Origin of the sequence: Xanthomonas translucens pv. undulosa (genome assembly GCF_017301775.1) — a bacterium.
Lineage (GTDB): Bacteria > Pseudomonadota > Gammaproteobacteria > Xanthomonadales > Xanthomonadaceae > Xanthomonas_A > Xanthomonas_A translucens.
Genome location: NZ_CP063993.1, coordinates 4,522,835 through 4,546,590, shown reverse-complemented (window position 1 = coordinate 4,546,590; position 23,756 = coordinate 4,522,835). Strand labels below are relative to the sequence as shown.

The window sequence follows — 23,756 nt, the reverse complement described above, 5'->3', positions numbered from 1 at the left end:
GCGCTTGCTGCGCTACGCAACGACTGCGGTTCGAAACTGACGTACTCTCACCCTCCGCATCGCATGGCTGGCCGGACGTACGTCCTGGCGTGCGATGGATGCGTCCGTGTCGCGAGCGCTGGGGATCGCGGCGCGCCACGCGTCATGGCAGCCCTCGTGGAAGCAGTGGACACGTCTGTTGGCATATGGCTTGCTTGCAGAACGGGGACCACATCGCAACGCGTCGCGCCGCGGATTTTCCACACGCACCCATGCAGGCCACCATGCCCATTCCCGTCACCAGCCCGCTGCTGCCTCCCCTGGACGAGTTCGTACCGTACCTGGAGAAGATCTGGAGTAGCCGCATCCTGACCAACGGTGGCGGCATGCACCAGGCGCTGGAAAAGGCGCTGGCGGAGTACCTTGGGGTTGGACACCTGGCCTTGCTGACAAACGGCACCCTGGCCCTGCTCACCGCGCTGCAGGCGCTGCGCGTCACCGGCGAAGTGATTACCACGCCCTACTCGTTCGTGGCCACCGCGCACTCGCTGCTGTGGAAAGGGATCAAGCCGGTGTTCGTGGACATCGACCCGGTCACGCTGAACCTGGACCCGCAGAAGATCGAGGCAGCGATCACCCCGCATACCACCGCGATCATGCCGGTACACTGCTACGGCACGCCGTGCGACACCGCCGCGATCGAGCGCATCGCCGACACCTACAACCTCAAGGTCATCTACGACGCCGCGCACGCCTTCGGGGTCAAGGACGACGGCGGCTCGATCCTGCGCCACGGCGACCTCAGCGTGCTCAGCTTCCATGCCACCAAGGTGTTCAACACCTTCGAGGGCGGCGCCATCGTCTGCCCGGACGCCAAGACCTACCAGCGCATCAGCCGGCTGAAGAACTTCGGCTTCGTCGACGAGACCACGGTGGTGGCCACCGGCATCAACGGCAAGATGAGCGAGGTGAACGCGGCCTTCGGCCTGCTGCAACTGCAGCACATCGATCGTGCGCTGGCGCAACGTCGCGAGATCGACGCCGACTACCGGCGGCGCCTGGCGAAGGTCCCCGGCGTGCGTTGCCTGGCGCCGCGCTCGCCGGAACTGGCCAACTACGCCTCGTTCCCGATCCTGATCGAGGACGACTTCCCGCTGACACGCGACGGCCTGCATCAACTGATGCGCGAGCACGAGATCCTGGTGCGCCGCTACTTCTATCCGCTGATCAGCGATTTCCCGATGTACCGCGGCCTGCCCTCGGCTGCCCCTGCCGGGCTGCCGGTGGCACGGCAGGCATCCGAGCGGGTGCTGTGCCTGCCGATCTATCCGGGCCTGAGCGCCGGCGACGTGGAGACCATCGCCAACCTGATCGCTGGCGCCGGTACAGCCGCATCAACCGCTGCAAAAATCGGTCGCCCTGCCGCGACCATCCCTTCCTCTGCCCACCCCGTGGAACAAGAATGAGCCAAGCAACGTTTATCGAGAATTTCCTGTCGGCGACCGATTTCCAGACTCCGGTCGAGGTGACGACGGACACCGTGCTGCGCGAGCTTCCCGAATGGGATTCGCTGGCCGCACTCGGCGTGATCGTGATGTTCGACATGGAATACGGCAAGACCATCACCGGCGAACACCTGGCCGCCGCCGTCACCGTGGGCGACCTCTACCAACTGACCGAGGCGTAGCATGCCGACCTCCACGCTGCACAACGTGCGCTTCGCCGGCATGGCGACCTGCGTGCCCAAGCGCATCGTCTCCAACCTGACCGATTGCCGGCCGCAGATCCGTTCCGAGCGCGAGCGGCTGGTGCGCAACATCGGCATCGAGACCCGGCGCATGGCGCAGGAGTGGCAGTGTTTTTCCGACCTGGCGTTCGATGCGGCGCAAGTATTGCTTGAACGGCTGCAATGGAAGCGCGAGGAAATCGATGCGCTGATCGTGGTCACCCAGTCGCCGGACTATCCGATCCCGGCGACCGCGATCATCCTGCAGGACCGGCTGGGCCTGTCGCATACTACCGTCGCCTTCGACGTCAACCTGGGCTGCTCTGCCTATCCGTTCGGCATCAACCTGCTTGGCTCGATGATCGCCGCCGGCGGGGTCAAGAAGGGCCTGCTGCTGGTGGGCGACCGCAGCGCCAACCTGGAGGACCCGATCTTCTCCGATTCCGGCACCGCCACCGCGCTGGAATTCAGCGCCGACGCGCCGCCGATGTATTTCGACCTCAACAGCGACGGCAGCGGCTATAAGGCGATCATCCTGCCGGTGGGCGGCCAGCGCGAGCCGGTCGGCATTCAACATCTGGTTCCCTATCGTGAGAACGAGAAGGATCGCTGGCACCAGGCGATCGACCTACAGCTTGATGGGCCCGCGGTGCTGAGCTTCTCGACTCAGCGCGTGCCACCGGCAGTCGAAAAGTTGATCAATTACGCGGGCGTGGGCAAGGACGACATCGACTATTTCGTGTTTCACCAGGCCAACCGGATGATCAACGAGACCATCCGCAAGAAGCTCGGCCTGCCGGTGGAGAAAGTGCCTTCGACCCTGCGCGACTTCGGCAACACCAGCGGCGCCTCGTTGCCGGTCACCATGACCGCGCGGATCAACAAGGAACTGGAAGTCGGCCGCAAGCGCGTGCTGCTGTGCGGTTTCGGCATCGGTCTGTCGTGGGGTACCTGCCTGATTGATATCGAAGGCGCGGTGTTTCCGGAGTTGATCGAGTCGTGAATACCGACATCGATCCGAACGACCCGTTCGCGCTTCAGGGCAAACGTATCCTGGTCACCGGTGCTTCGTCCGGCATCGGACGGCAGATCGCGCTGAGCTGCGCGGAGATGGGCGCGCAACTGGTCATCAGCGGTCGCAACGAGGCCCGCCTGGCCGAGACCTTCGCCACACTTGAAGGCACAGGGCATGAGCAGGTGATCGCCAATCTGGACAAGCAGGAGGACATCGACCATCTCGTGGCTTCGGTCGGTGTCCTGGATGGGGTCGCACACGCGGCCGGAATCGCCCGGCTAGCACCATTCCGGATGATCAACCGCGCGCATCTGGACGAAACCTTCGCCAGTAATGTCTATGCACCTCTGCTGCTGACGCGCGGCCTGATGGCGAAAAAGCGCATCAACGCCAACGGCTCGATCCTATTTATCTCGGCGGTGGGCTCGCACATCGGCCCTGTGGCCACCGCCGCCTACTCTGCCAGCAAGGGAGCCCTGCTCGGCGCAATGCGTACGCTGGCACTGGAAGTGGCAAAGCACGGTATCCGCGCCAACTGCGTCGTGCCCGGCTACGTGCGCACGCCAATGCTCGAGGGCCTCAACCAGAGCGGCGGCAACATCGACGAGCATGCCAAACTGACCCCGCTGGGGCTGGGCGAAGCGGAAGACGTGGCTTACGCGGCGGTGTTTTATCTGTCCGACGCAAGTCGCTGGGTCACCCGTAACTACTTCGTCGTAGATGGTGGCCTGACCGTGCCGATGGACATCTACGCATGAGCAATCCGACCCGCAAGGCTTTTTCCCTAACTGGCAAGACCATCCTGGTCACCGGCGCATCGTCCGGCCTTGGCCAGGAAATCGCACTGACCTGCGTACGGCGCGGCGCGCGCTTGGTCATTAGTGGTCGCGATCCCGAGCGTCTCCAGCAAACCCATGCGCAACTGACCGGCGACGGGCATGTGCAGGTGCAGGCCGACCTGACTGTTTCGGAGGACCGGGAGCGCCTGGTACAAGCCAGCCAGCGCATCGACGGCGTAGTGCACTGCTTAGGCGGGCAGATGCTGTCGCCGATCCGCCAGCTGAAGGAAGAACTGATGACGCGCATGTACCAGGTTCATTTCCTGGCACCGGTCATGCTGACGCAGCGTCTGCTGCAAGCCAATGCCATTAACACCCAAGGCTCCATCGTGTTCATGCTGTCCACCTCCGCGCATATTGGTACACGCGGCGTGGGGCCGTACTCAGCAATGAAGTCCGGCCTGCTGGGCATCATCCGCTGCTTGGCACTGGAACAGGCGAGGCACCGCATGAGAGTCAACGGGATTTCGCCATCGGCTGTGCCCACTCCGCGCCTTTGGGGTGAGGACAACGGGCTCAACGAACTACTGAACCAACAACGCACGCGCCATCCACTGGGTCTGGGCACACCGCACGATGTCGCCAACGCCGCGGTCTATCTGCTGTCCGACGCCAGCCGCTGGGTCACGGGCACCAGCCTGGTCATGGACGGCGGGGCGGTGCTCTGATGGATCGGGCACTCATTATCGGCGCCGGCGGCTGGGGCCGCGAAGTGCTGGAGCAAATGCATGACGACGCCGGGCATGGCAAGGACTGGCTGATCGGCGGGTTCCTGGACAGCCGCGCCGATATCCTGGACAGCTACGGTGTCGACACACCGATCATCGGCGATCCGATGAGCTACCTGCCACAGACTGACGATGTATTCGTCTGTGCGATGGGCAACCCCTACGACCGCCACCGCTACGCACGGCCGATCCTCGAGAAAGGCGGGCGGTTCATTCCAGTCCTTACCGACGTCCGCCTGGGCAGGCGGGTGCACTTCGGCCAGGGCTGCTTCTTTGGCCTGCTGGTCCATTCCGGGCCGGACGTGCGCATCGGCGACTTCGTCACCATCCACGCCCAGAGCATGCTCGGGCACGACGTAAGCATCGGCGACTACGTGCACGTTGGCGCAATGGCATTCATGGGCGGCGGCGTCCAGATTGGTAACTTCGTCACCGTACATCCGCGCGCCACCCTGATGCCCGGCGTCAAGGTCGGTGACGGCGCGGTCATCGGGGCCGGCGCGGTGGTCATGAAGGACGTACCAGCCGGCGCCAGCGTGTTCGGCAACCCTGCCCGAATCGTATTCCAGAAAGACATTTGACAAGGCAGTTATTCATGCGCTCGCGAATGCACCCCAGGTACTACCTGTCACCGGAGATTTTTTCCCGCGAGCAGGAAAAGATTTTTCGCAAGGTTTGGCTTTTCGCCGGTCTGAAGACCCTGCTGACGGAGAACAACAGCTTCGTCACCCGCAAGATCGCCGGCATCCCGGTGGTCATCCAGAATTTCAACGGCCAGTTGCGCGCGTTCGAGAACGTGTGTCTGCACCGCAGTGCGCCGCTCCAGACCGCGCCGACCGGACGACGTCCACTGGTATGCCCCTACCACGCTTGGAGCTACGACCAGGACGGCGCGATCAAGAACATCCCCGAATGTCGTGCCCTGTATCGCATAAGCCGGGCCGAACAGCAGAAGCTCCGGCTGCGGGAGTTCGCCCTGCACGCGATCGGCAACGTGCTGTTCGTCAACCTGGACAGTGACCCGATGCCGATCGAGGAACAGTTCCCCGAGCACTTCATTTCCATGCTGGAAAGCAGCTCCAACCTGTACGACGGCGAGGTGATGGTGACCACCTGGCACTGCAAGTTCAACTGGAAGCTGGCGTACGAGAACCTGCGCGACGCCAATCACCCGCGCTTTGTCCATCCCAAGAGCCTTGCCCGGGAATTCGACTTCATCCCCTACGTCGATACTGAACTGGCGGCCGAAGGCCTCCGTCCCCTGGCCGACACCAGCCCCACCGGGCTACGCGCGGAGATGCGCCGCTTCAGCTCGGCCGGCGCTGACGCGCCGATCACCGAGCCCAAGCCTCTGCCGTTCCATGACATGGTCGAGCGATGGGGGGAACAGGACGCCTATTTCAACTGGCTGGCGTTTCCCAACATGCATATCGCCTGCCCCAACGGCGGCTATTCCTTCACCCTGGAACATCACATCCCCGTGGCCCCGGACAGGACCGATCTGGAAATCTATTGGTTCACCACGCGCAAGAAGAAGCCTTATGCCTTTTCCAGCTGGAACCTGCTATCGCACATGCATGGCAGCCGGCTGGTGACAGGCGAGGACGTGGAGATCATGGAACATGTGCAATCAGCGCTGCACATGGACGCACCGATGCCGACCCAGGGGGTCTACGAGTTCACCAACCGCTTAGTGGAGCGCTGGTACGCAACACTGATGGAGACAGAACATGGCCTCTAGATGCGTCATCGGAACCGGCATCTGCCTGGAACAGGTCTTCAATGCCTGGAGGCAGGCCGAGCCGCAGGCCGACGTGCGCAGGATCGAGGTTTCGCTACGCACCGACTACAGCTTCGACCTGGACGCACTGGATGGCCTGGACCCGGCCGAGGACAGACTGTTCGTCGCCTACGACGAACGCTTCGGCAATTTCAAGCGCATGGAGCTGATGCAGCTGGCGATGGCGCGCGGCTTTAGCCTGGAGCCTTTCGTCAGCACTTCGGCCGTGGTCGCTGCCGATGCAGTGATCGGCCGCAACTGCTTCATCGGCGACGGCGTGGTGGTCGGCGCGGGTAGCCGTATTGACTACAACACCGTGCTGCATAGCGGAGTCAAGATCGGCGCTGGCGTGCATCTGCGTCCATCATGTTGGTGCGACATCGGCGTAAGCATCGGCCATGGCACGGAGATCGGCGCGCACTCTATCCTGCGCATGGGAGTGGCGGTCAGCCCTGGCGTCCGGATCGGCCGCCACTGCGAACTGGGCTGGCCACGGCTGTATGACCGGGACGTGCCCAGCCGCACGGTGTACGACACCCGCTATGACGAGCCGATCCATGTCTATGGCCATTAATCCCAAGGAAGCTGTACGATGAAAGATTACGCGCTGAAAAGCGGAGAGAGATATCACACGCTCGACCAGAATCTGGTCGGCGGAGACCACTTGTGGCGATATCGCTACGCAGCCTCGCGTCTACCCAATGGCCATGCCCAGCTTTTCGGCGCGGACGTGTTCTGCGGTTCCGGATACGGAGCGGCGCTGGTGGCACGCGAAACCCACGCTTCGATCCTCCTGATTAGCCCTGACCCTCAGCCATGAAAATTGCTTGCCGCACGCAGAACCGGCTCTGGGCAAGGCTTGCAACGCATCATGGAAGTTGCGAGTCGCGGCAGCATCTCGCGCAAGCGGAATCGGCGGTTAAAACGATAGGCGGCTTCGGCCAGGTAGCGCCTTGCGTATTTGCTCTGCGCGATGGCGTGATACACGCCGCTGATTGCGCGTTTGAGGTTGCCCAGCACGACGTTGACCCAGCGCGCGCCAGGCGCTTCAGTCGCCGCCCGCCCTCCGCCGGTGTCCAGTGTCGTATTCGCGTGCCCGGCGTCTTCCAGCCGACGGAAGCAGGCCAGTCCATCGGTGTAGACCTCGCACTCCGGCGCCAGGGGACGCGCGGTCCAATCCTGCAGCGAGGCGTTGTCGAAACTGCGCACCGGCTCGATCACCGCAAAACTCGGCGCAGCGAAGGTCGCATCGGTCTGCACGGCAATCAGGAACGGCTGTTTGTTCTCCGATCCGCGTCCGGCTTTGCCGCCGTTGCGCTCCCCGCCCAGGTAAGCATCGTCGATCTGCACGAACCCGCTGAGTGTGCGCGTGGCCTCGCGCTCGGCCATGGCCTGCATGATCTTGTGCTTCATCCGCCAGGCGGTCTTGTAGTTGACGCCCAGATGGCGCATCAACTCCAGCGCCGCCAGATTGGTCTTGGTTGCCGTCAACAGGTGCAAGGCCAGCATCCAGGTGCGCAGCGGCAGCTTGGTTCCTTCGAACATCGTGCCGGCCATCAAGGTGGTTTGATGGCGGCAGGCGCAGCACTGGTAGTAGATCGCCGCGCCGCGCTTGAAACGCGACCGAGTCCGTCCGGCACAGGACGGACAACGGAAACCCTGCGGCCAACGCCACTTGTACAAAGTGCGATAACACTTGGCCTCGGTGCCGTACCATGCGATGAACTGGGACATCGACAATCCAGGCTGGAACTGCACGGCATTGATGCTCATCACGCCACCTCGTCGGCTTTCAGGTGGCGCCAGCCTCTACCCAGCATGGCGCAGATCCTGCGACTATTGGCTGAGGGTCAGGGCTAATCAGGAAAGGAAAAATTTACGAAAAATCATAATCATCCTCCATCAAAAATAAGAGGATGTATCCTATAATATATTTATTAACACGCATTTGCCAAATTCGTACAACTATATTGCATTTATTTTATCACCTGCGATAACCAGAGATGCGGTACTGGCATCGGCATCGCATCTATCCATTGCAAGACGCGATGATCGGCATGCGTCCTTCATCGTCGATACGCGGCCAGTGCAGCCCTGCAGCATGTGACAGATGATCCATTCGAGGATTGCTGGACCCGCACCACACTGGTCGCACAGTGTCGATCGCGGCTATGCTGGCTTTGCTCGGAAGCAGCCTGCAGCAACGCGGCCACGGAGCATGCCAGGGCAGCCTGCTGATCCGGCACATACATTGCATCACTAGCAGATCGGGCCGCGCCCGGCAGCTAAGCCTCATACCGCGATCGCTGTTTCTTCTTCAAGCAAGATGGTCAAGCCTGCATGACTTCCCCCGCCCCGGTCAGCATCGTCATGCCGGCCTACAAGTTCCGGTACTTCGAGCGGACGCTCGACAGCGTGCTGGGCCAGACTTATCCGGCGCTGGAGCTGGTGATCTGCGACGACAATCCCGATGGCACGATCGCCGCGGCGGTGGAGCGCAAGCGCGCAAGCGCGAGCTTCCCGATCCGCTACGAGCGCAACCCGTACCGTCACGGCGAACTGGGCAGCACCATCAAGGGCATCGGCCTGGCGCAGGGCGAATACGTCAAATTCCTGCACGACGACGACGTGCTGGAACCGGAGTGCATCGCCGCGCTGGTGCAGGCCATGCAGTCGAGCCCCGACGTGGTGCTGGCTTCCTCGCGCCGGCAGCGCATTGACGGCGACGACGCGCCGCTGCCGGACATCCACGCCACCAGCTTCCCATTCGCCGGCGACGTGCTGCTCGACGGTCCCGAACTGCTGTCCTTCCTCGCCGATCACACGATCAACTTCATCGGCGAGCCCAGCTGCGTGCTGTGCCGGCGCCAGGATCTGCTGGAGATCGGCGACCAGCTGATGGTGCTCGATGGCCGGCTAATCCACTGGGTCGGCGACCTGGCCCTGTACGCCAAGCTGCTGCACCGCGGCAACCTGGCCCTGCTGGCCAGGCCGTTGACCCGCTTCCGGGTGACGCAGGACCAATACAGCCAGGCCGGACGCGACCGGCCGGGGATCGGCGACCAGGGCCACGACGATTTCCGCCGGGGCGTGCGCGCCATGGGTTGGTACCGCGGCGACGGCGACGTGCGTCTGGTCCATGTGACCCCGCTGGACGGTGGCGACGCCGAACCGGTCGATCTGCTGCAGGCGATCCAGGCCGCGTATGCGCGCGGCCGCGCCCAGCTGGCGCTGCGCGACTGGCAGGCGCAGCGCCAGCTGCCGCCGGCCAAGCGCGCCCTGTTCGACGCGCGCCTGGCCGAACTGGGCGGCGGCGCGCGGCTCGCGGTGCTGTTGGACGCGCGCAACGCCGACGCGGCCGCGCTGGAAGCCAGCCTGCACAGCCTGCTGCTAGACGGCGCCGCCTTCGCCACGCTGAGCGTGGCTGTGCTCGGCGACCCCGCCGCCACGATGGTGTCGGATGCGCGGGTCCGGCATCTGCCGCTGCCGCCCGGCCAAGAGGCGGCAGGCCTCAACGCCGCACTGGCCGAACTCGGCCACGCGGACTGGTTCCTGTGCGCCAGCGCCGGCACCCGTTTCTACGCAGGCGGCCTGCTGCGGTTGCTGCTGGAACTGGCGCAGCAGCCGCACTGCAGCGCGCTGTATGCCGACGAATGGCTGGCGCTGGACGGCCAGACCCTGGCCCCGGTGCTGCGCCCGGATTCGGACCTGGACCTGTTGCTGGGCAATCCGCTGGCGACCGCCGGGCATTGGGTGTTCCGCCGCGCCCTGGTGCAGGAGCTGGGCGGGTTCGATCCCGATCACGCCGGCGCGCTGGAACTGGAGCTGATCCTGCGCCTGTTCCAGCGCGACGCCGGCGCCAGCCTGGTACATCTGCCGGAGCCGCTGCTGATCGCGCCGCCGGCCGACGCCGCCGCGGGCGCGCAGGCGCGCCAGCGTGCGGTCGCCAGCCATCTGCAGGCACGCGGCTATGCCGACGCCAAGGTCGAGGCTCTGCCTGGCGGGCTGCATCGCATCGACTATGGCCATGCGCAGCAGGCGCCGGTTTCGATCGTGACCATCGCCCAGGACAATCTGCCGGCCCTGCAGCGCCTGGTGGTCGGCCTGCTCGAGACCACCGCCTACCCGGCCTACGAACTGCTGCTGGTCGACAACGCCAGCGACTCGCCGGCGGTCGGCGCATGGCTGCAGGCGGTGGCCGAACTGGGCAATGGCCGCATTCGCGTGTTCGCGCTGGAGCAGCGCGTGGCCCAGGCCGAGGCGCGCAACCTGGCCGCGACCCAGGCGCAGGGCGATTACCTGCTGTTCCTGGACGCCGACAGCGCCGTGGTCCAGGGCCGCTGGCTGCACGAACTGATGAACCATGCGCAGCGCCCGGAGGTCGGCATCGTCGGCGTCAAGGGCGTGTCCGCGGACGCCACCATCACCCACGCCGGTCTGCTGCCCGGGCTGTTGCCCGGCGCCGGCCATGCCTTCGCCGGCGAGCCGATGGCGCAGGCTGGCTACATGGGCCGGCTGCAGGTGGCGCACCGCTACAGCGCCGTGTCCGAGCGCTGCATGCTGGTGCGGCGCGAACTGTTCGAGCGCCTGTCCGGGTTCGATGCGGCCGGCTTCGCCGACGGCGGTGCCGACGTGGACCTGTGCCTGAGGGCCGCGGCGCTGGACCAATGGACCCTGTGGACGCCGGAGGCGCTGCTGCTGCAGCCCACCGCGCCGCCGCGGCCGCAAAGCGCGGACGACGCGCTGCTGCAACGCTGGCTGCCCGTCATGGCGCACGACCCGGCCTACTCGCCGAGCCTGGGCCTGGAGCAGCCGGGCGGCTTCAAGCTCGGCGAATCCGAGTTCTCCTGGCAGCCGCTGGCGTGGAAGCCGCTGCCGCGGATCCTGGCGCATCCCGGCGACGCGTTCGGCAGCGGCCACTACCGGGTAATTCAGCCGTTCCAGGCGCTGGCCGAGGCCGGGCAGATCGACGGCGTCTACTACGCGCGCCTGCTCGACCCGGTGGAGATGGAGCGCATCGCCCCCGATGCGGTGGTGGTGCAGCGCCGGGTCGGCGACGCCGAACTGGCGAAGATGGAGCGCATGCGCCGCTTCTGCGCCGCATTCAAGGTCTACGAACTGGACGACTACCTGCCCAACGTGCCGCTGAAGAGCGTGCATCGCGAGCAGATGCCCAAGGACGTGCTGCGCTCGCTGCGCCGCGCCGCGGCGCTGGTGGACCGGGTGGTGGTGTCCACCCCCGCCCTGGCCGAAGCCCTGGCCGGCCTGCATGCGGACATCCGCGTGGTCCACAACCGGCTGGATCCGCGCATGTGGGGCGATCTGCCCGCGCCGGCAAGGACCAGCGCCGACGCCAAGCCGCGGGTCGGCTGGGCCGGCGGCGCCAGCCACACCGGCGACCTGGAACTGATCGCCGACGTGGTGCAGGCGCTGGCCGGCGAGGTGCACTGGGTGTTCATGGGCATGTGCCCGCAGCGGCTGCGCCCGCATGTGGCCGAGATGCACCCGGGCGTGGACTTCGAACGCTATCCGCAGGCCCTGGCCGCGCTACGCCTGGACCTGGCGCTGGCGCCGCTGGAAGACAACCTGTTCAACCGCTGCAAGAGCAACCTGCGTCTGCTCGAATACGGCGCCTGCGGCTACCCGGTGGTGGCCAGCGACCTGCCGCCCTACCAGAACGGGTTGCCAGCGACCCTGGTCAAGAACCGCTTCCGCGACTGGGTCAATGCGATCCGCATGCACCTGGCCGACGCCCAGGCGCGTGCCGCGGCCGGCGCGGCGCTGCACGCGGCGGTACGCCGCGACTGGATGCTGCAGGGCGCCAACCTGCAGGCCTGGCACGCCGCGTGGCTGCCGGACTGAGCCGCTGCACCGGCGACGGCGCTCGGACCTAGCCCGGAACCGCACGAGGCACGGCGCGTCAAAGGGCCGGCACCCACGGCTGAGTGCGGTCACCGGAGCACGACGGGAAGCCGACGCCGACCGCTGCAACCGGCGCACGCGGCCACGCGCCGCGCCTTCGCCCCCGCCCGTGAGCACGGGCGATCGCGGCGCCAGTCGTTTCGGCACACCGCTTGCATCCATCTCGGGTAGCCGCCCCCGGCATGGACATCCCCCGTATGAGTGACTCCATCAGTTCCATCCTCTCGCAGATCCGCAGCTACCAGAGCCAGGTCGGCCAGGCCGCGCCTGCGCAGGTGGCCGATGCCGGACGCAGCAATGCGATCGAAGGCCTCACCGGGACCCAGGGCACGCAGGGTCCAAGCTTCAGCGACACCCTGCGCAGCGCGATCAGCGGCGTCAATGAAACCCAGCAGAAGGCCGGCGATCTGGCCAAGGCCTTCGAAATGGGCGATCCCAACGCCGGCCTGGCCAAGGTGATGATGGCCGCGCAACAGTCCCAGGTGGCGTTCCGCGCCACCGTGGAAGTCCGCAACCGACTCGTCCAGGCGTACCAGGACGTGATGAACATGCCGCTGTAAGGTAGACAACGATGGCTCTTGCGCTCAGCAAAGACACTCTCAGCGGCGAAAAGGCAGGCGCCTGGTTCGATCGCCTGCAGAGCCTGCAGATCACCCGCCGCATCGGTCTGATGGCGATGATCGCCGTGGCCGTGGCCGCGGGCCTGTTCGTGTTCTTCTGGTCGCAGAAGCCCGCCTACACCCCGCTGTACACCGGCCTGGACGAAAAGGGCACGGCCGAGGCCACCGACCTGCTGCGCACCGCGCAGATCCCGTTCAAGCTCGACCAGACCACCGGCGCGATCACCGTGCCGGAGGACAAGCTCTACGACGCGCGGCTGAAGCTGGCCGGCTCCGGCCTGACCGAGAACGGCGGCAACATGGGCTTCGAGGTCATGGAGAAGGATCCGGGCTTCGGCGTCAGCCAGTTCGTTGAGAACGCCCGCTACCAGCACGCGCTGGAGACCGAACTGGCGCGCACCATCGCCAGCCTGCGCCCGGTGCGCGAGGCGCGGGTGCACCTGGCCATTCCCAAGCCCAGCGCGTTCACCCGCCAGCGCGACGTGGCCAGCGCCTCGGTGGTGCTGGAACTGCGCGGCGGCACCACCCTGGAGCGCAACCAGGTCGATGCGATCGTCAACATGGTCGCCTCCAGCATCCCCGACCTGACCCCGGAGCGGGTCACCGTGGTCGACCAGAGCGGGCGCATGCTGACCATCGCAGACCCGAACAGCGATGCGGCCCTGAACGCGGCCCAGTTCGAGCAGGTGCGGCGCCAGGAAAGCTCTTACAACCAGCGCATCCGCGAGCTGCTGGAGCCGATGACCGGCCCCGGCCGGGTCAATCCGGAAGTCAGCGTGGACATGGATTTCTCGGTCACCGAGGAAGCGCGCGAGCTGTACAACGGCGAGCCGCCGAAGCTGCGCAGCGAGCAGGTCAGCGACAGCAGCACCGCCGCGAGCGGTCCGCAGGGCGTGCCCGGTGCGACCAGCAATTCGCCGCCCGGCGCGGCCGCGCCCGGACAGCCCGGTGCCGCCGGCACCCCGGGCGCCGCCCCGGCCAACACCCAGCAGGCCGCCGCCGCGACCCCGACCGAAAGCTCCAAGAGCGCCACTCGCAACTACGAGCTGGACCGCACCCTGCAGCACACCCGGCAGCCGCCGGGCCGGATCAAGCGCGTGTCGGTGGCGGTGCTGGTCGACCACGTGCCGCGGCCCGGCGCCAAGGGCAAGATGGTCGAGCAGGCGCTCAGCGCCGCCGAACTGACCCGCATCGAAGGCCTGGTCAAGCAGGCGGTCGGCTTCAACGCCGAGCGCGGCGACACCGTCTCGGTGATGAACGCCCCGTTCGTGCGCGACGCGCCGGAAGCGGCGGACAAGCCGGGTTGGTGGGAAGATCCGCGGGTGATGAACGGCTTGCGCCTGCTGCTCGGCGCGGCGGTGGTGCTGGCCCTGCTGTTCGGCGTGCTGCGCCCGGCGCTGCGCCAGATCGCCGGACCGGTGCCGGCCAAGAACAAGAATGCCGGCAAGGACAAGTCCGAGCCGCACAATGCCAATGTGTCGATGCTGGACGACGAGGACCCGCTGCTGCCGTCGATGGCCGACGACACCGCCAGCATCGCCGGCGGCAGCCGTCCCGCGATCGCCCTGCCCGACGCCTACGAAGAGCGTCTGCGCCTGGCGCGCGAGGCGGTCAAGCAGGATTCCAAGCGTGTCGCGCAAGTCGTGAAGGGATGGGTGGCCAGTGAAGCCTGATACGTCCGCAATGAACGGAACCCAGCGCGCCGCGGTGCTGCTGCTGTCGCTCGGCGAAAGCGATGCGGCCGAAGTGCTCAAGCACATGGACCCCAAGGAGGTGCAGAAGATCGGCATCGCCATGGCCACCATGAGCGGCATCTCGCGCGACCAGGTCGAGAAGGTGATGGACGAGTTCAACGCCGAACTCGGCAGCAAGACTTCGCTGGGTGTGGGCGCCGACGACTACATCCGCAACGTGCTGGTGCAGGCGCTGGGCGCGGACAAGGCCGGCGGCCTGATCGACCGCATCCTGCTCGGCCGCAACACCACCGGCCTGGACACGCTGAAGTGGATGGATCCGCGCGCGGTCGCCGACCTGGTGCGCAATGAGCACCCGCAGATCATCGCCATCGTCATGGCGCACCTGGACAGCGACCAGGCCGCCGAGGCGCTGAAGCTGCTGCCCGAGCGCGTGCGCGCCGATGTGCTGATGCGCATCGCCACCCTCGACGGCATCCCGCCGAACGCATTGAACGAACTCAACGAGATCATGGAGCGGCAGTTCTCCGGCAACCAGGGGCTGAAATCGTCCAACGTCGGCGGGGTCAAGGTCGCCGCCAACATCCTCAACTTCATGGACAGCGGCCAGGACCAGGGCGTGCTGGCGGCGATCGGCAAAATCGACGCCGAGCTCAGCACCCGCATCCAGGACCTGATGTTCGTGTTCGACAACCTGATCGAGCTGGAAGACCGCGCGCTGCAGACCCTGCTGCGTGAAGTCAGTGGCGACCGCCTCGGCCTTGCCCTGCGCGGCGCCGACATCAAGGTGCGCGAGAAGATCACCAAGAACATGTCGCAGCGCGCCGCCGAAATCCTGCTCGAGGACATGGAAGCGCGCGGCCCGGTGCGCCTGGCCGATGTGGAAGGCGCGCAGAAGGAAATCCTCACGATCGTGCGCCGGCTGGCCGATGAGGGCGTGATCAGCCTCGGCGGCGCTGGTGCGGAGGCGATGGTATGAGCGGCAATGTGGTGCGCTGGTTCGCGCCGGAGCTCAATGCCGCGCCGGCACCGGAGCCGCAGTTCGAGGACGCCTTGCCCGAAGAACCGGTCCTGCGCCCGCCGACCCTGGAAGACATCCAGGCGATCGAGTCCGCAGCGCAGCACGAAGGCTTCGAGCGCGGCCACAGCGAGGGCCTGGCCCAGGGCCAGGCCGAGATCCGTCGCCTGACCGCACAGATCGAAGGCATCCTGGATAATTTCTCGCGGCCGCTGGCGCGGCTGGAAAACGAAGTGGTCGGCGCGCTCGGCGAACTGGCCGTGCGCATCGCCGGCAGCCTGGTCGGACGCGCCTACGAGGCCGATCCGGCGCTGCTGGCCGAACTGGTCGGCGAGGCGCTGGACGCGGTCGGCGGCGCGCGCCGCGAGGTCGAGGTGCGCCTGCACCCGGACGACATCGCCGCACTGACTCCGCTGCTGGCGTTGATGGCCGACGGCACCCGGCTGGTGCCGGACCTGACCCTGAGCCGCGGCGACCTACGCGTGCACGCCGAAGCGGTGCGCATCGACGGCACCCTGGAAGCGCGCCTGCGCGCGGCGCTGGAGACGGTGCTGCGCAAGTCCGGAGCGGGCCTGTGAGCGCGCTGTCCGGCACCCATCCGGCAGACTGGCTGGACGCGCGTAACCTGCGCCTGGCCTCGCGCCTGGGCCAGCTCGGCCTCGACGCCGCCGCCGGCCGCGGCCTGATCCGCGAAGGCATCCTGCGCCGCGCGGTCGGGCTGACCCTGGAAGCGGTCGGCTGCGAGGCGCCGATGGGCGCCACCTGCAGGGTCGAGGTCGACGGCGGCTGGGTCGATGCCGAGGTGGTCGGGTTCTCCGGCGAGCGTACCTCGCTGATGCCCAGCGCCGAAACCCACGGCCTGCTGCCCAACGCGCGGGTGGTGCCGGTGCGCCGCCGCGGCGGCGTGGAAGTGGGCGAAGGCCTGCTCGGCCGGGTCATCGATTCGGACGGCGTGCCGCTGGACGGCAAGGGCCCGATCCGCGCCGAAGGCTCGGTCGGCATGGCCGGCATCTCGATCAACCCACTGGCGCGCGAACCGATCACCATGCCGCTGGACGTGGGCGTGCGCGCGATCAACGCGCTGCTGCCGATCGGCCGCGGCCAGCGCGTGGGCCTGTTCGCCGGCTCCGGCGTCGGCAAATCCACCCTGCTCGGGATGATGACCCGCTACACCGCGGCCGATGTGATCGTGGTCGGGCTGATCGGCGAACGCGGCCGCGAAGTGCGCGATTTCGTCGAGACCACGCTGGGCGAGGAAGGCCTGCGCCGCGCCGTGGTCGTGGCCGCGCCGGCCGACCGCCCACCGCTGGCGCGCCTGCACGGCGCCTACCGCGCCACTGCGATCGCTGAATGGTTCCGCGACCAGGGCCTGAACGTGCTGCTGCTGATGGATTCGCTGACCCGCTTCGCCCAGGCGCAGCGCGAGATCGGCCTGTCGGTCGGCGAGCCGCCGACCACCCGCGGCTACCCGCCGTCGGTGTTCGCCAAGCTGCCGGCGCTGGTCGAGCGCGCCGGCAACGGCGCCAAGGGCCGCGGCTCGATCACCGCGTTCTACACCGTGCTGACCGAAGGCGACGATCCGCAGGACCCGATCGCCGACGCCGCCCGCGCCATCCTCGACGGCCACATCCTGCTGTCGCGCCGCGTCGCCGACAGCGGCCTGTATCCGGCCATCGACGTGGAATCCTCGGTCAGCCGCGTGGTCCAGGACATCGCCGACGAGCCGTGGCGGCTGCGCATCCGCGCGCTGAAGCGGCTGGTCTCGGCGTACTCGGCCAACCGCGACCTGATCACCATCGGCGCCTACCAGCGCGGCAACGATGCGGCCGTGGACGAAGCGCTGGAGCGCTGGCCGGAGATCATGGAATTCCTCGGACAGGATGTCGCCAAGGCCGCAGATCTGCCCCACAGCCAGGCCGCGTTGAAGCGCCTGGTCGAACGTGAGAACTAAGCGATGATGCAATCACAGCGTATCGATCCCCTGCTGCGCCGCGCCCAGCAGCACGAGGACGAGGTCGCCCGCGATCTGGCCGAGCGCCAGCGCGCGCTGGAGACCCATGAGTCGCGGCTGGAAGAACTGCGCCGCTACGCCGAGGAATACGCCAACAGCCAGATGTCCGCGACCAGCCTGGCGCAACTGGCCAACCGCCGCGCCTTCCTGGATCGCCTGGAAAGCGCCGTGCAGCAGCAGTGCCAGACCGTGGACCGCAACCGCGAGAAGGTGGAAATGGAACGCAGCCGGCTGCTGCTGGCCAGCCGCGACAAGCAGGTGCTGGAACAACTGGCGGCCAGCTACCGCGCCCAGGAACGCAAGGTCGACGACCGCCGCAGCCAGCGCGAGATGGACGACCTCGGCGCGCGCCGGGTGCGCCTGGCGGTGGCCGCCGCCGACAGCGACTACGAGAACGGAGACAGCCGATGAGCAACCCACTTTCCGCGCTGGGCGGCAACGCCCGCGCCAGCGCCTCCAGCAGCAGCGCCGATCCGCAAGGCCAGGGCCGCAGCGGCGGCCAGGACTTCGACAAGCTGCTCGGCAACGACGGCGCGCGCGCCGCGCCCAAGCCGGCGCCGCGGCTGAACGCCAACAAGACGCAGCAGGCCGCGGCCGACAAGAAGGACGCCGCCGCCAAACGCCCGCAGAGCGAGGAAGACACCGCCACCGAGCCGTCACGCAGCGCGCAGGCCGGCGCACAGGCCGCACGCGACAGCCAGAAGAACGGGGACGAAGCCAAGGCCCCGGCCAAAGCGCCATCCAAGGGCAGCAAGGCCGACGCCAAGCAGGGCGAGGACGCCGAGGAAGACGCCGGCTGGCCGCCGGCCGGCCTGGCCGGCATCGGCATGAGCCTGTTGCCGACGCTGGCGGCCGCGCTGCCGGCGGCAAGCGCCGGTCCGCTGGGCGCGGCCGGGCTGGCGATCGGCGTCGCCGGCGCCGCCGCCCAGGGCGTGGCCGCGCTGCTCGGCGGCGACACCCTGGCTGCAGCGGCCGGCGCCGAGACCGCCGCCGGCGCGGCCGCGACCGCCGCCGCGCCGGCAACCGCCGCGGCCAGCACCGGCGCCAGCGCCGCAGGCGGTTTCGGCGGCATGCTGGCGCAGGTCGCCGGGGCCGCGGCGCAGGCGGCCAGCGGCGGCGACGCCGCGGCACCGGTCGCGGCGCTGGCGGCGCTGGCCAGCGCCACCGACAAGAGCGCCGACAGCGGCAGCGACGTCGCCAGCACCGGCACCGATCCGATCAACCTGCTGGCGACGGCCGGGATCCACGCGCCGGCGCGCAGCGCCGACCCCGCCGCGCCGTTCACCGGCTCGCCGACCCCGACCCCGAACCTGCACGGCGACCACTTCGACGACGAACTGGGCGCACGCATGAGCTGGCTGGCGGACCAGAAGATCGGCCACGCCCACATCAAGCTCAGCCCGGCCGACCTCGGCCCGGTCGAAGTGCGCCTGCATCTGAACGGCGACCAGGTCAACGCCAGCTTCTCCAGCGCCCAGCCGGAAGTGCGCCAGGCGCTGGAGAACAGCCTGCCGCGGCTGCGCGAAATGCTCGGCCAGCACGGCTTCCAGCTCGGCCAGGCGGACGTGGGCCAGCAGCAACAGCAAGCCTCGCAGAACGCCCGCCAGGGCGGCGGATCGAACGGCGGCAATGCCGGCGGCGGCACTGGCGACGAACTGCTGGGCAGCGTCGGAATTCCGTCGGTGGTGCTGCGCCAGCGCGGCCTGCTCGACGCCTACGCGTAATCCAGCGGCAGCATCGCGGCCGGACTGACGCCGGCCGCTCCTTCTGGAAGGGGCTTCAGCCCCGACGGGCGTCATCGATAAAGCCCGTCGGGACTGAAGTCCCTCCCCCAAATAAGGCCGCATGGCTGGCCATCGCGGCACGCGTCAAATATCCGGCAAGCCCACCCCGCCGTTTCGGCACACCGATTGCATCCTTAGGGGCAGAGTCCCCCCTTAAGGAGCCCATCCGTGGCAGCAGCAGCCGACAAATCGAAGAAATCCGCCGACGCCAAGGACCCCAAAGAGGCCCCGGAGGGCGGCAAGTCGAAGAAGAAGCTGCTGATCATCGTCATCGCCGCGGTGCTGGTGCTGGGCGGCGGCGGCGCCGGCGCTTGGTTCTTCCTGAAGAAGCCCGACGCCGCACACGGCAAGCCCGCGGCCAAGGCGGCCGAACTGCCCAAGCCGGCGCAATACTTCGCGATGGATCCGGCCTTCGTGGTCAACCTCAACGGTAGCCCGGACGACGGCCCGCACTATCTGCAGATGGAAGTGCAGCTGATGACCCGCGACCCGGAAGAGCTGAAGCTGATCACCGAGAACGCCCCGGCGATCCGCGCGCACCTGCTGATGCTGTTCTCGCAGGTGCAGGCGCAGGACATCGCCGACATCGCCGGGCGCAAGAAGCTGCAGGCCGCGGCCCTGGCCGACGCGCAGAAGCTGATGACCGCCGAGACCGGCAAGAAGTGCGTGGAAGAGCTGCTGTTCACCAGCTTCGTGACCCAGTAAGGGCCGACGACGATGACCGATCTGCTTTCCCAAGACGAAATCGATGCCCTGCTGCATGGCGTCGATGCCGGCGCGGTGGACACCGGGCCGGCACCGCCGGAGCCCGGCGAAGCGCGCCAGTACGATTTCTCCAGCCAGGACCGGATCATCCGCGGGCGCATGCCGACCCTGGAGATGGTCAACGAGCGCTTCGCGCGGCTGTGGCGCATCGGCCTGTTCAACCTGATCCGGCGTTCGGCCGACATGTCGGTGCGCGGCATCGACCTGATCAAGTTCAACGACTACATGCACTCGCTGTACGTGCCGAGCAATCTCAACCTGATCAAGTTCAAGCCGCTGCGCGGCACCGGCCTGATCGTGTTCGAACCGACCCTGGTGTTCACCGTGGTCGACAACTTCTTCGGCGGCGACGGCCGCTACCCCACCCGCATCGAAGGCCGCGAATTCACGCCGACCGAGATGCGCGTGATCCAGCTGATGCTCAAGCAGACCTTCGCCGACCTGCACGAGGCCTGGGCGCCGGTGATGGACGTGGAGTTCGAGTACCTCAATTCCGAGGTCAACCCGCACTTCGCCAACATCGTCACCCCGCGCGAATACGTGGTGGTCAGCCGCTTCCACGTGGAGCTGGAAGGCGGCGGCGGCGAGATTCACATCACCCTGCCGTATTCGATGCTGGAACCGATCCGCGAACTGCTCGACGCCGGCATCCAGAGCGACCGCGTGGACCGCGACGAGAGCTGGAACATCATGCTGCGCGAGCAGCTCAATACCGCCGAGGTCACCGTCTCCAGCGTGCTGGCGCAGAAACAGATGACCTTGCGCGAGCTGACCCGGCTGAAGATCGGCGACGTGCTGCCGATCGATTTGCCCAAACACGTGCCGCTGTGCGTGGAGAACATCCCGGTGTTCACCGGCGAGTTCGGCATTTCGCGCGGCCAGAACGCCGTGAAGATCACTTCGACCCAACCCCCGGGCGCGCTGCGCCGCCGCCCCACCCCCGCCCTGCAGGAAGACGCGTCATGAGCCAGAACGAAATCCCCGAGCCGGTCCCGGCCCAGTTCGACAGCCTGCAGCCGGAAGCCGGCAGCGACGGCGGCGAACTGAACCTGGACATGATCCTGGACGTACCGGTGACGCTGTCGCTGGAAGTCGGCCGCAACCGCATCCCGATCCGCAACCTGCTGCAGCTCAACCAGGGTTCGGTGGTGGAACTGGAGCGCGGCGCCGGCGAGCCGCTGGACGTGTACGTCAACGGCACCCTGATCGCGCACGGCGAGGTGGTGACGATCAACGACCGCTTCGGCGTGCGCCTGACCGACGTGGTCAGCCCCAGCGAGCGCATCCGGAGACTGCGGTGAGCCTGTTGCTCGCAGCCGCCACCCAGGCGGCCAAGTCCGCCTCGGGCGTCGGCAGCGCCGCGCCCTCGCCGCCGAGCCTGATCGGTGCGGTGTTCGCCCTGTTGCTGGTGCTGGGGCTGATCCTGGGCATGGCCTGGGTGCTCAAGCGTCTGCCCGGCAGCGGCTTCCGCCCGGCCGAGGGCCTGCGCGTGGTGGCCAGCCTGGCGGTCGGCGCCAAGGAGCGCGTGGTGGTGATCGACGTCAACGGCGAGCAGCTGCTGCTCGGAGTGTCGCCGGGCGGGGTACGCACCTTGCATCACCTGCCCGAGCCGCTGCCGCAAGCGCCGGCGCCATCGCTGCCGAACCTCAGGCAGCTCAAGCACTTCCCCGATTTCGCCCAGCTGCTGGCACAAAAGCTGCGCAAGGACAAATGACCATGGTGCTTCGTTGGAACCGCTACGCGCGCGGCCTGCGCCTGCTGCTGATCCTGCTGACGCTGAGCCTGCTGCCGGCGCTTGGCTGGGCCCAGGCCGCGCCCGCGGCACCCGCCGCGCCGGCCGCGCAGAACGCCGCGCCGACCCTGCCCTCGCTGCCGGAAGTGAACGTCGGCAAGGTCGGCGCGCAGCAGGTGAGCCTGCCGCTGCAGACCCTGATGCTGATGACCGCGCTCACCCTGCTGCCGTCGATGCTGCTGGTGCTGACCGCGTTCACCCGGATCACCATCGTGCTCGGCCTGCTGCGCCAGGCGATGGGTACCGGGCAGACCCCGTCCAACCAGGTGCTGATGGGCCTGGCGCTGTTCCTAACCGCGCTGGTGATGATGCCGGTGTGGGAAAAGGCCTGGGGCCAGGGCATGAGCCCCTACCTCAACGGCCAGCTCGACTTCCAGACCGCCTGGACCCTGACCACCCAGCCGCTGCGCGCGTTCATGCTGGCGCAGGTGCGCGAGGCCGACCTGATGACCTTCGCCGGCATGGCCGGCAACGGCACCTACAGCGGCCCCGACGCGATCCCGTTCCCGGTGCTGGTAGCCTCGTTCGTGACCTCGGAGCTGAAGACCGCGTTCGAGATCGGTTTCCTGATCTTCATCCCGTTCGTGATCATCGACCTGGTGGTGGCCAGTGTGCTGATGTCGATGGGCATGATGATGATGTCGCCGATGCTGATCTCCGCGCCGTTCAAGATCCTGCTGTTCGTGCTGGTCGACGGCTGGGTGCTGACGGTCGGCACCCTCGCCGCCAGCTTCAACGGAGTCTGAGCCGATGAGTCCCGAACTGGCCCTGACCGAACTGCGCGGCGGCCTGATCACCGTGCTGTGGGTGGCCGGCCCGCTGCTGCTGTCGATGCTGGTGGTCGGCGTGGTGATCGGCGTGTTCCAGGCCGCCACCCAACTCAACGAACCGACCATCGCCTTCATCGCCAAGGTCATCACCCTGACCGCGATGCTGTTCGCCACCGGCAGCATGCTGCTGGCGCATCTGGTCGAGTACACCACCATGCTGTTCCAGCGCATTCCGCATCTGATCGGGGGCTAGGCGTGGCTGGCGAGAACGGGACCGGGGACCGGGGACCGGAGACCGGGAAAAGCAGGGGTAACCTCGGGGCTTTCCCGATACGCGCCCATCGGGTCCCCGGTCGCCGGTCCCCGGTCCCGGCCTGTCCCCCCCGCTCCCCGGTCCCCGCCTGATGGATTCCGCCACCCAAATGGTCATCGATGGCCAACAGGCCTTCGCGATGGTCGGCGCAATCCTGTGGACCATGCTGCGCATTGGCGCGATGCTGATGGCGATGCCGCTGGTCGGCAGCCGCGCGGTGCCGGCGCGGGTGCGGGTGATGCTGGCGGCGACGCTGGCGATGGCGCTGGCGCCGCTGCTGCCGCCGGTGCCGGACTGGAACGGCTTCGACGCCGCGGTGGTGCTGAGCGTGGCGCGCGAACTGGCGGTCGGGGCGAGCATGGGCTTCATGTTGCGGCTGATCTTCGAAGCCGGCGCGATGGCCGGCGAACTGGTCTCGCAGAGCACCGGCCTGGGCTTCGCGCAGATGGCCGATCCGCTGCGCGGGGTCACCTCCGGGGTGATCGGGCAATGGTTCTACCTGGCCTTCGGCCTGCTGTTCTTCACCGCCAACGGCCATCTGGCGGTGGTGGCGCTGCTGGTGGACAGCTACAAGGCGCTGCCGATCGGCAACGCCCTGCCGGACGCGCAGGCGATGGCCTCGGTGGCGCCGGATTTCTTCATGAGCATGATGCGCGGCGCAGTGACCCTGGCGCTGCCGGTAATGGTGGCGATGCTGGCGGTGAACTTGGCGTTCGGCGCACTGGCCAAGGCCGCGCCGGCACTGAATCCGATCCAGCTCGGCCTGCCGGTGGCGGTGGTGCTGGGCCTGGCGCTGCTGGCGGTGCTGGTCGGCGAGATGGGGCCGCCGGTGCAGCGCCTGTTCGATGCCGCCTTCGACGCCGCGCGCCAGGTCACCGCTTAGAATCGGCCGGCGCAGGCGCGCTGCCGGGCCTTGCGCGATTCAAGCCTTGCGCGATTGCGCCGATAGTCTCTTCAACGGTGCTGTACGCGCAGCACCCACCCTTGCGCAGTGCCTTCC

General features: G+C 67.4%; 25 protein-coding genes. 24 read left to right on the top strand and 1 reads right to left on the bottom strand.

The annotated features are described in order from the left end of the window. The first annotated feature begins 263 nt into the window (after positions 1-263). The 9 genes from ISN38_RS19455 to ISN38_RS19415 are packed head-to-tail and all read left to right on the top strand — an operon-like array spanning position 264 to position 6,887. Positions 264-1,445, top strand: coding sequence for a DegT/DnrJ/EryC1/StrS family aminotransferase (locus ISN38_RS19455; protein ID WP_038236952.1), 1,182 nt, complete (start codon positions 264-266; stop codon positions 1,443-1,445). After that, on the top strand, positions 1,442-1,666 hold the full coding sequence (locus ISN38_RS19450) for an acyl carrier protein (RefSeq protein ID WP_003466862.1): 225 nt from the start codon (positions 1,442-1,444) through the stop codon (positions 1,664-1,666). Before ISN38_RS19455 ends, ISN38_RS19450 begins: the two co-directional genes overlap by 4 nt. A 1-nt stretch (position 1,667) precedes the next feature. After that, entirely contained in the window at positions 1,668-2,708 is a 1,041-nt protein-coding gene (locus tag ISN38_RS19445; RefSeq protein ID WP_047324949.1) for a ketoacyl-ACP synthase III, read from the top strand. Further along, positions 2,705-3,478: an SDR family NAD(P)-dependent oxidoreductase gene (locus ISN38_RS19440; protein ID WP_047324950.1), complete on the top strand. Its 774-nt coding sequence runs from the start codon at positions 2,705-2,707 to the stop codon at positions 3,476-3,478. Before ISN38_RS19445 ends, ISN38_RS19440 begins: the two co-directional genes overlap by 4 nt. Continuing rightward, positions 3,475-4,227 (top strand): SDR family NAD(P)-dependent oxidoreductase, encoded by a 753-nt coding sequence (locus ISN38_RS19435; protein ID WP_047324951.1) that lies wholly within the window; start codon positions 3,475-3,477, stop codon positions 4,225-4,227. The genes ISN38_RS19440 and ISN38_RS19435 overlap by 4 nt, the downstream gene beginning before the upstream one ends. Beyond that, positions 4,227-4,868: an acetyltransferase gene (locus tag ISN38_RS19430; protein ID WP_003466852.1), complete on the top strand. Its 642-nt coding sequence runs from the start codon at positions 4,227-4,229 to the stop codon at positions 4,866-4,868. Before ISN38_RS19435 ends, ISN38_RS19430 begins: the two co-directional genes overlap by 1 nt. Before the next feature lie 14 nt (positions 4,869-4,882). Next, the gene (locus ISN38_RS19425; protein ID WP_003466850.1) at positions 4,883-6,028 is read left to right on the top strand and encodes an aromatic ring-hydroxylating oxygenase subunit alpha; all 1,146 of its coding nucleotides are present in this window, start codon (positions 4,883-4,885) and stop codon (positions 6,026-6,028) included. After that, complete coding sequence (locus tag ISN38_RS19420) at positions 6,018-6,641, top strand: LbetaH domain-containing protein (protein ID WP_206711986.1); 624 nt, start codon at positions 6,018-6,020, stop codon at positions 6,639-6,641. Before ISN38_RS19425 ends, ISN38_RS19420 begins: the two co-directional genes overlap by 11 nt. Positions 6,642-6,659: 18 nt before the next feature. Beyond that, on the top strand, positions 6,660-6,887 hold the full coding sequence (locus ISN38_RS19415) for a hypothetical protein (protein ID WP_139115915.1): 228 nt from the start codon (positions 6,660-6,662) through the stop codon (positions 6,885-6,887). On the opposite strand, the gene ISN38_RS19410 is transcribed toward ISN38_RS19415, so the two are convergent. Then, positions 6,878-7,840, bottom strand: a complete 963-nt coding sequence (locus ISN38_RS19410) for an IS1595 family transposase (RefSeq protein ID WP_206711985.1) — start codon at positions 7,838-7,840, stop codon at positions 6,878-6,880. The two genes, ISN38_RS19415 and ISN38_RS19410, sit on opposite strands and share 10 nt — an antisense overlap. A 567-nt stretch (positions 7,841-8,407) precedes the next feature. Between ISN38_RS19410 and ISN38_RS19405 the strand changes: the two genes are divergently transcribed. From ISN38_RS19405 to fliR, 15 genes are all read left to right on the top strand, one after another. After that, positions 8,408-11,929 carry a glycosyltransferase gene (locus tag ISN38_RS19405; RefSeq protein ID WP_058358778.1) on the top strand — a complete coding sequence of 1,174 codons (3,522 nt, stop codon included), beginning with the start codon at positions 8,408-8,410 and terminating at the stop codon, positions 11,927-11,929. Positions 11,930-12,186: 257 nt separating this feature from the next. Further along, the gene (fliE, locus tag ISN38_RS19400) at positions 12,187-12,549 is read left to right on the top strand and encodes a flagellar hook-basal body complex protein FliE (protein WP_003472382.1); all 363 of its coding nucleotides are present in this window, start codon (positions 12,187-12,189) and stop codon (positions 12,547-12,549) included. Positions 12,550-12,560: 11 nt separating this feature from the next. Beyond that, a complete protein-coding gene (gene fliF / locus ISN38_RS19395; protein WP_206711984.1) occupies positions 12,561-14,282 on the top strand; it encodes a flagellar basal-body MS-ring/collar protein FliF in 1,722 nt (573 codons plus the stop codon). A gap of 10 nt (positions 14,283-14,292) precedes the next feature. Further along, the gene (gene fliG, locus ISN38_RS19390; protein ID WP_003472377.1) at positions 14,293-15,282 is read left to right on the top strand and encodes a flagellar motor switch protein FliG; all 990 of its coding nucleotides are present in this window, start codon (positions 14,293-14,295) and stop codon (positions 15,280-15,282) included. Next, positions 15,279-15,899, top strand: coding sequence for a FliH/SctL family protein (locus ISN38_RS19385; protein WP_003472375.1), 621 nt, complete (start codon positions 15,279-15,281; stop codon positions 15,897-15,899). Before fliG ends, ISN38_RS19385 begins: the two co-directional genes overlap by 4 nt. Further along, complete coding sequence (locus tag ISN38_RS19380) at positions 15,896-17,272, top strand: FliI/YscN family ATPase (RefSeq protein ID WP_003472374.1); 1,377 nt, start codon at positions 15,896-15,898, stop codon at positions 17,270-17,272. The genes ISN38_RS19385 and ISN38_RS19380 overlap by 4 nt, the downstream gene beginning before the upstream one ends. A 3-nt stretch (positions 17,273-17,275) precedes the next feature. Then, positions 17,276-17,743, top strand: a complete 468-nt coding sequence (gene fliJ, locus ISN38_RS19375; RefSeq protein WP_003472372.1) for a flagellar export protein FliJ — start codon at positions 17,276-17,278, stop codon at positions 17,741-17,743. Next, a complete protein-coding gene (locus ISN38_RS19370) occupies positions 17,740-19,056 on the top strand; it encodes a flagellar hook-length control protein FliK (protein WP_047324956.1) in 1,317 nt (438 codons plus the stop codon). Before fliJ ends, ISN38_RS19370 begins: the two co-directional genes overlap by 4 nt. Before the next feature lie 228 nt (positions 19,057-19,284). Then, on the top strand, positions 19,285-19,821 hold the full coding sequence (locus ISN38_RS19365; protein ID WP_047324957.1) for a flagellar basal body-associated FliL family protein: 537 nt from the start codon (positions 19,285-19,287) through the stop codon (positions 19,819-19,821). A gap of 12 nt (positions 19,822-19,833) precedes the next feature. Continuing rightward, complete coding sequence (gene fliM, locus ISN38_RS19360) at positions 19,834-20,847, top strand: flagellar motor switch protein FliM (protein ID WP_003469350.1); 1,014 nt, start codon at positions 19,834-19,836, stop codon at positions 20,845-20,847. Next, complete coding sequence (gene fliN / locus ISN38_RS19355; protein WP_003469349.1) at positions 20,844-21,182, top strand: flagellar motor switch protein FliN; 339 nt, start codon at positions 20,844-20,846, stop codon at positions 21,180-21,182. Before fliM ends, fliN begins: the two co-directional genes overlap by 4 nt. After that, positions 21,179-21,595 carry a flagellar biosynthetic protein FliO gene (gene fliO, locus ISN38_RS19350; protein WP_003469348.1) on the top strand — a complete coding sequence of 139 codons (417 nt, stop codon included), beginning with the start codon at positions 21,179-21,181 and terminating at the stop codon, positions 21,593-21,595. The genes fliN and fliO overlap by 4 nt, the downstream gene beginning before the upstream one ends. 2 nt (positions 21,596-21,597) lie before the next feature. Next, positions 21,598-22,419 (top strand): flagellar type III secretion system pore protein FliP, encoded by an 822-nt coding sequence (gene fliP / locus ISN38_RS19345; protein WP_003469347.1) that lies wholly within the window; start codon positions 21,598-21,600, stop codon positions 22,417-22,419. Positions 22,420-22,423: 4 nt separating this feature from the next. Further along, a complete protein-coding gene (locus ISN38_RS19340; protein ID WP_003469346.1) occupies positions 22,424-22,696 on the top strand; it encodes a flagellar biosynthetic protein FliQ in 273 nt (90 codons plus the stop codon). Positions 22,697-22,847: 151 nt separating this feature from the next. Further along, positions 22,848-23,639, top strand: coding sequence for a flagellar biosynthetic protein FliR (fliR, locus tag ISN38_RS19335; protein ID WP_003469345.1), 792 nt, complete (start codon positions 22,848-22,850; stop codon positions 23,637-23,639). Positions 23,640-23,756 lie beyond the last annotated feature (117 nt).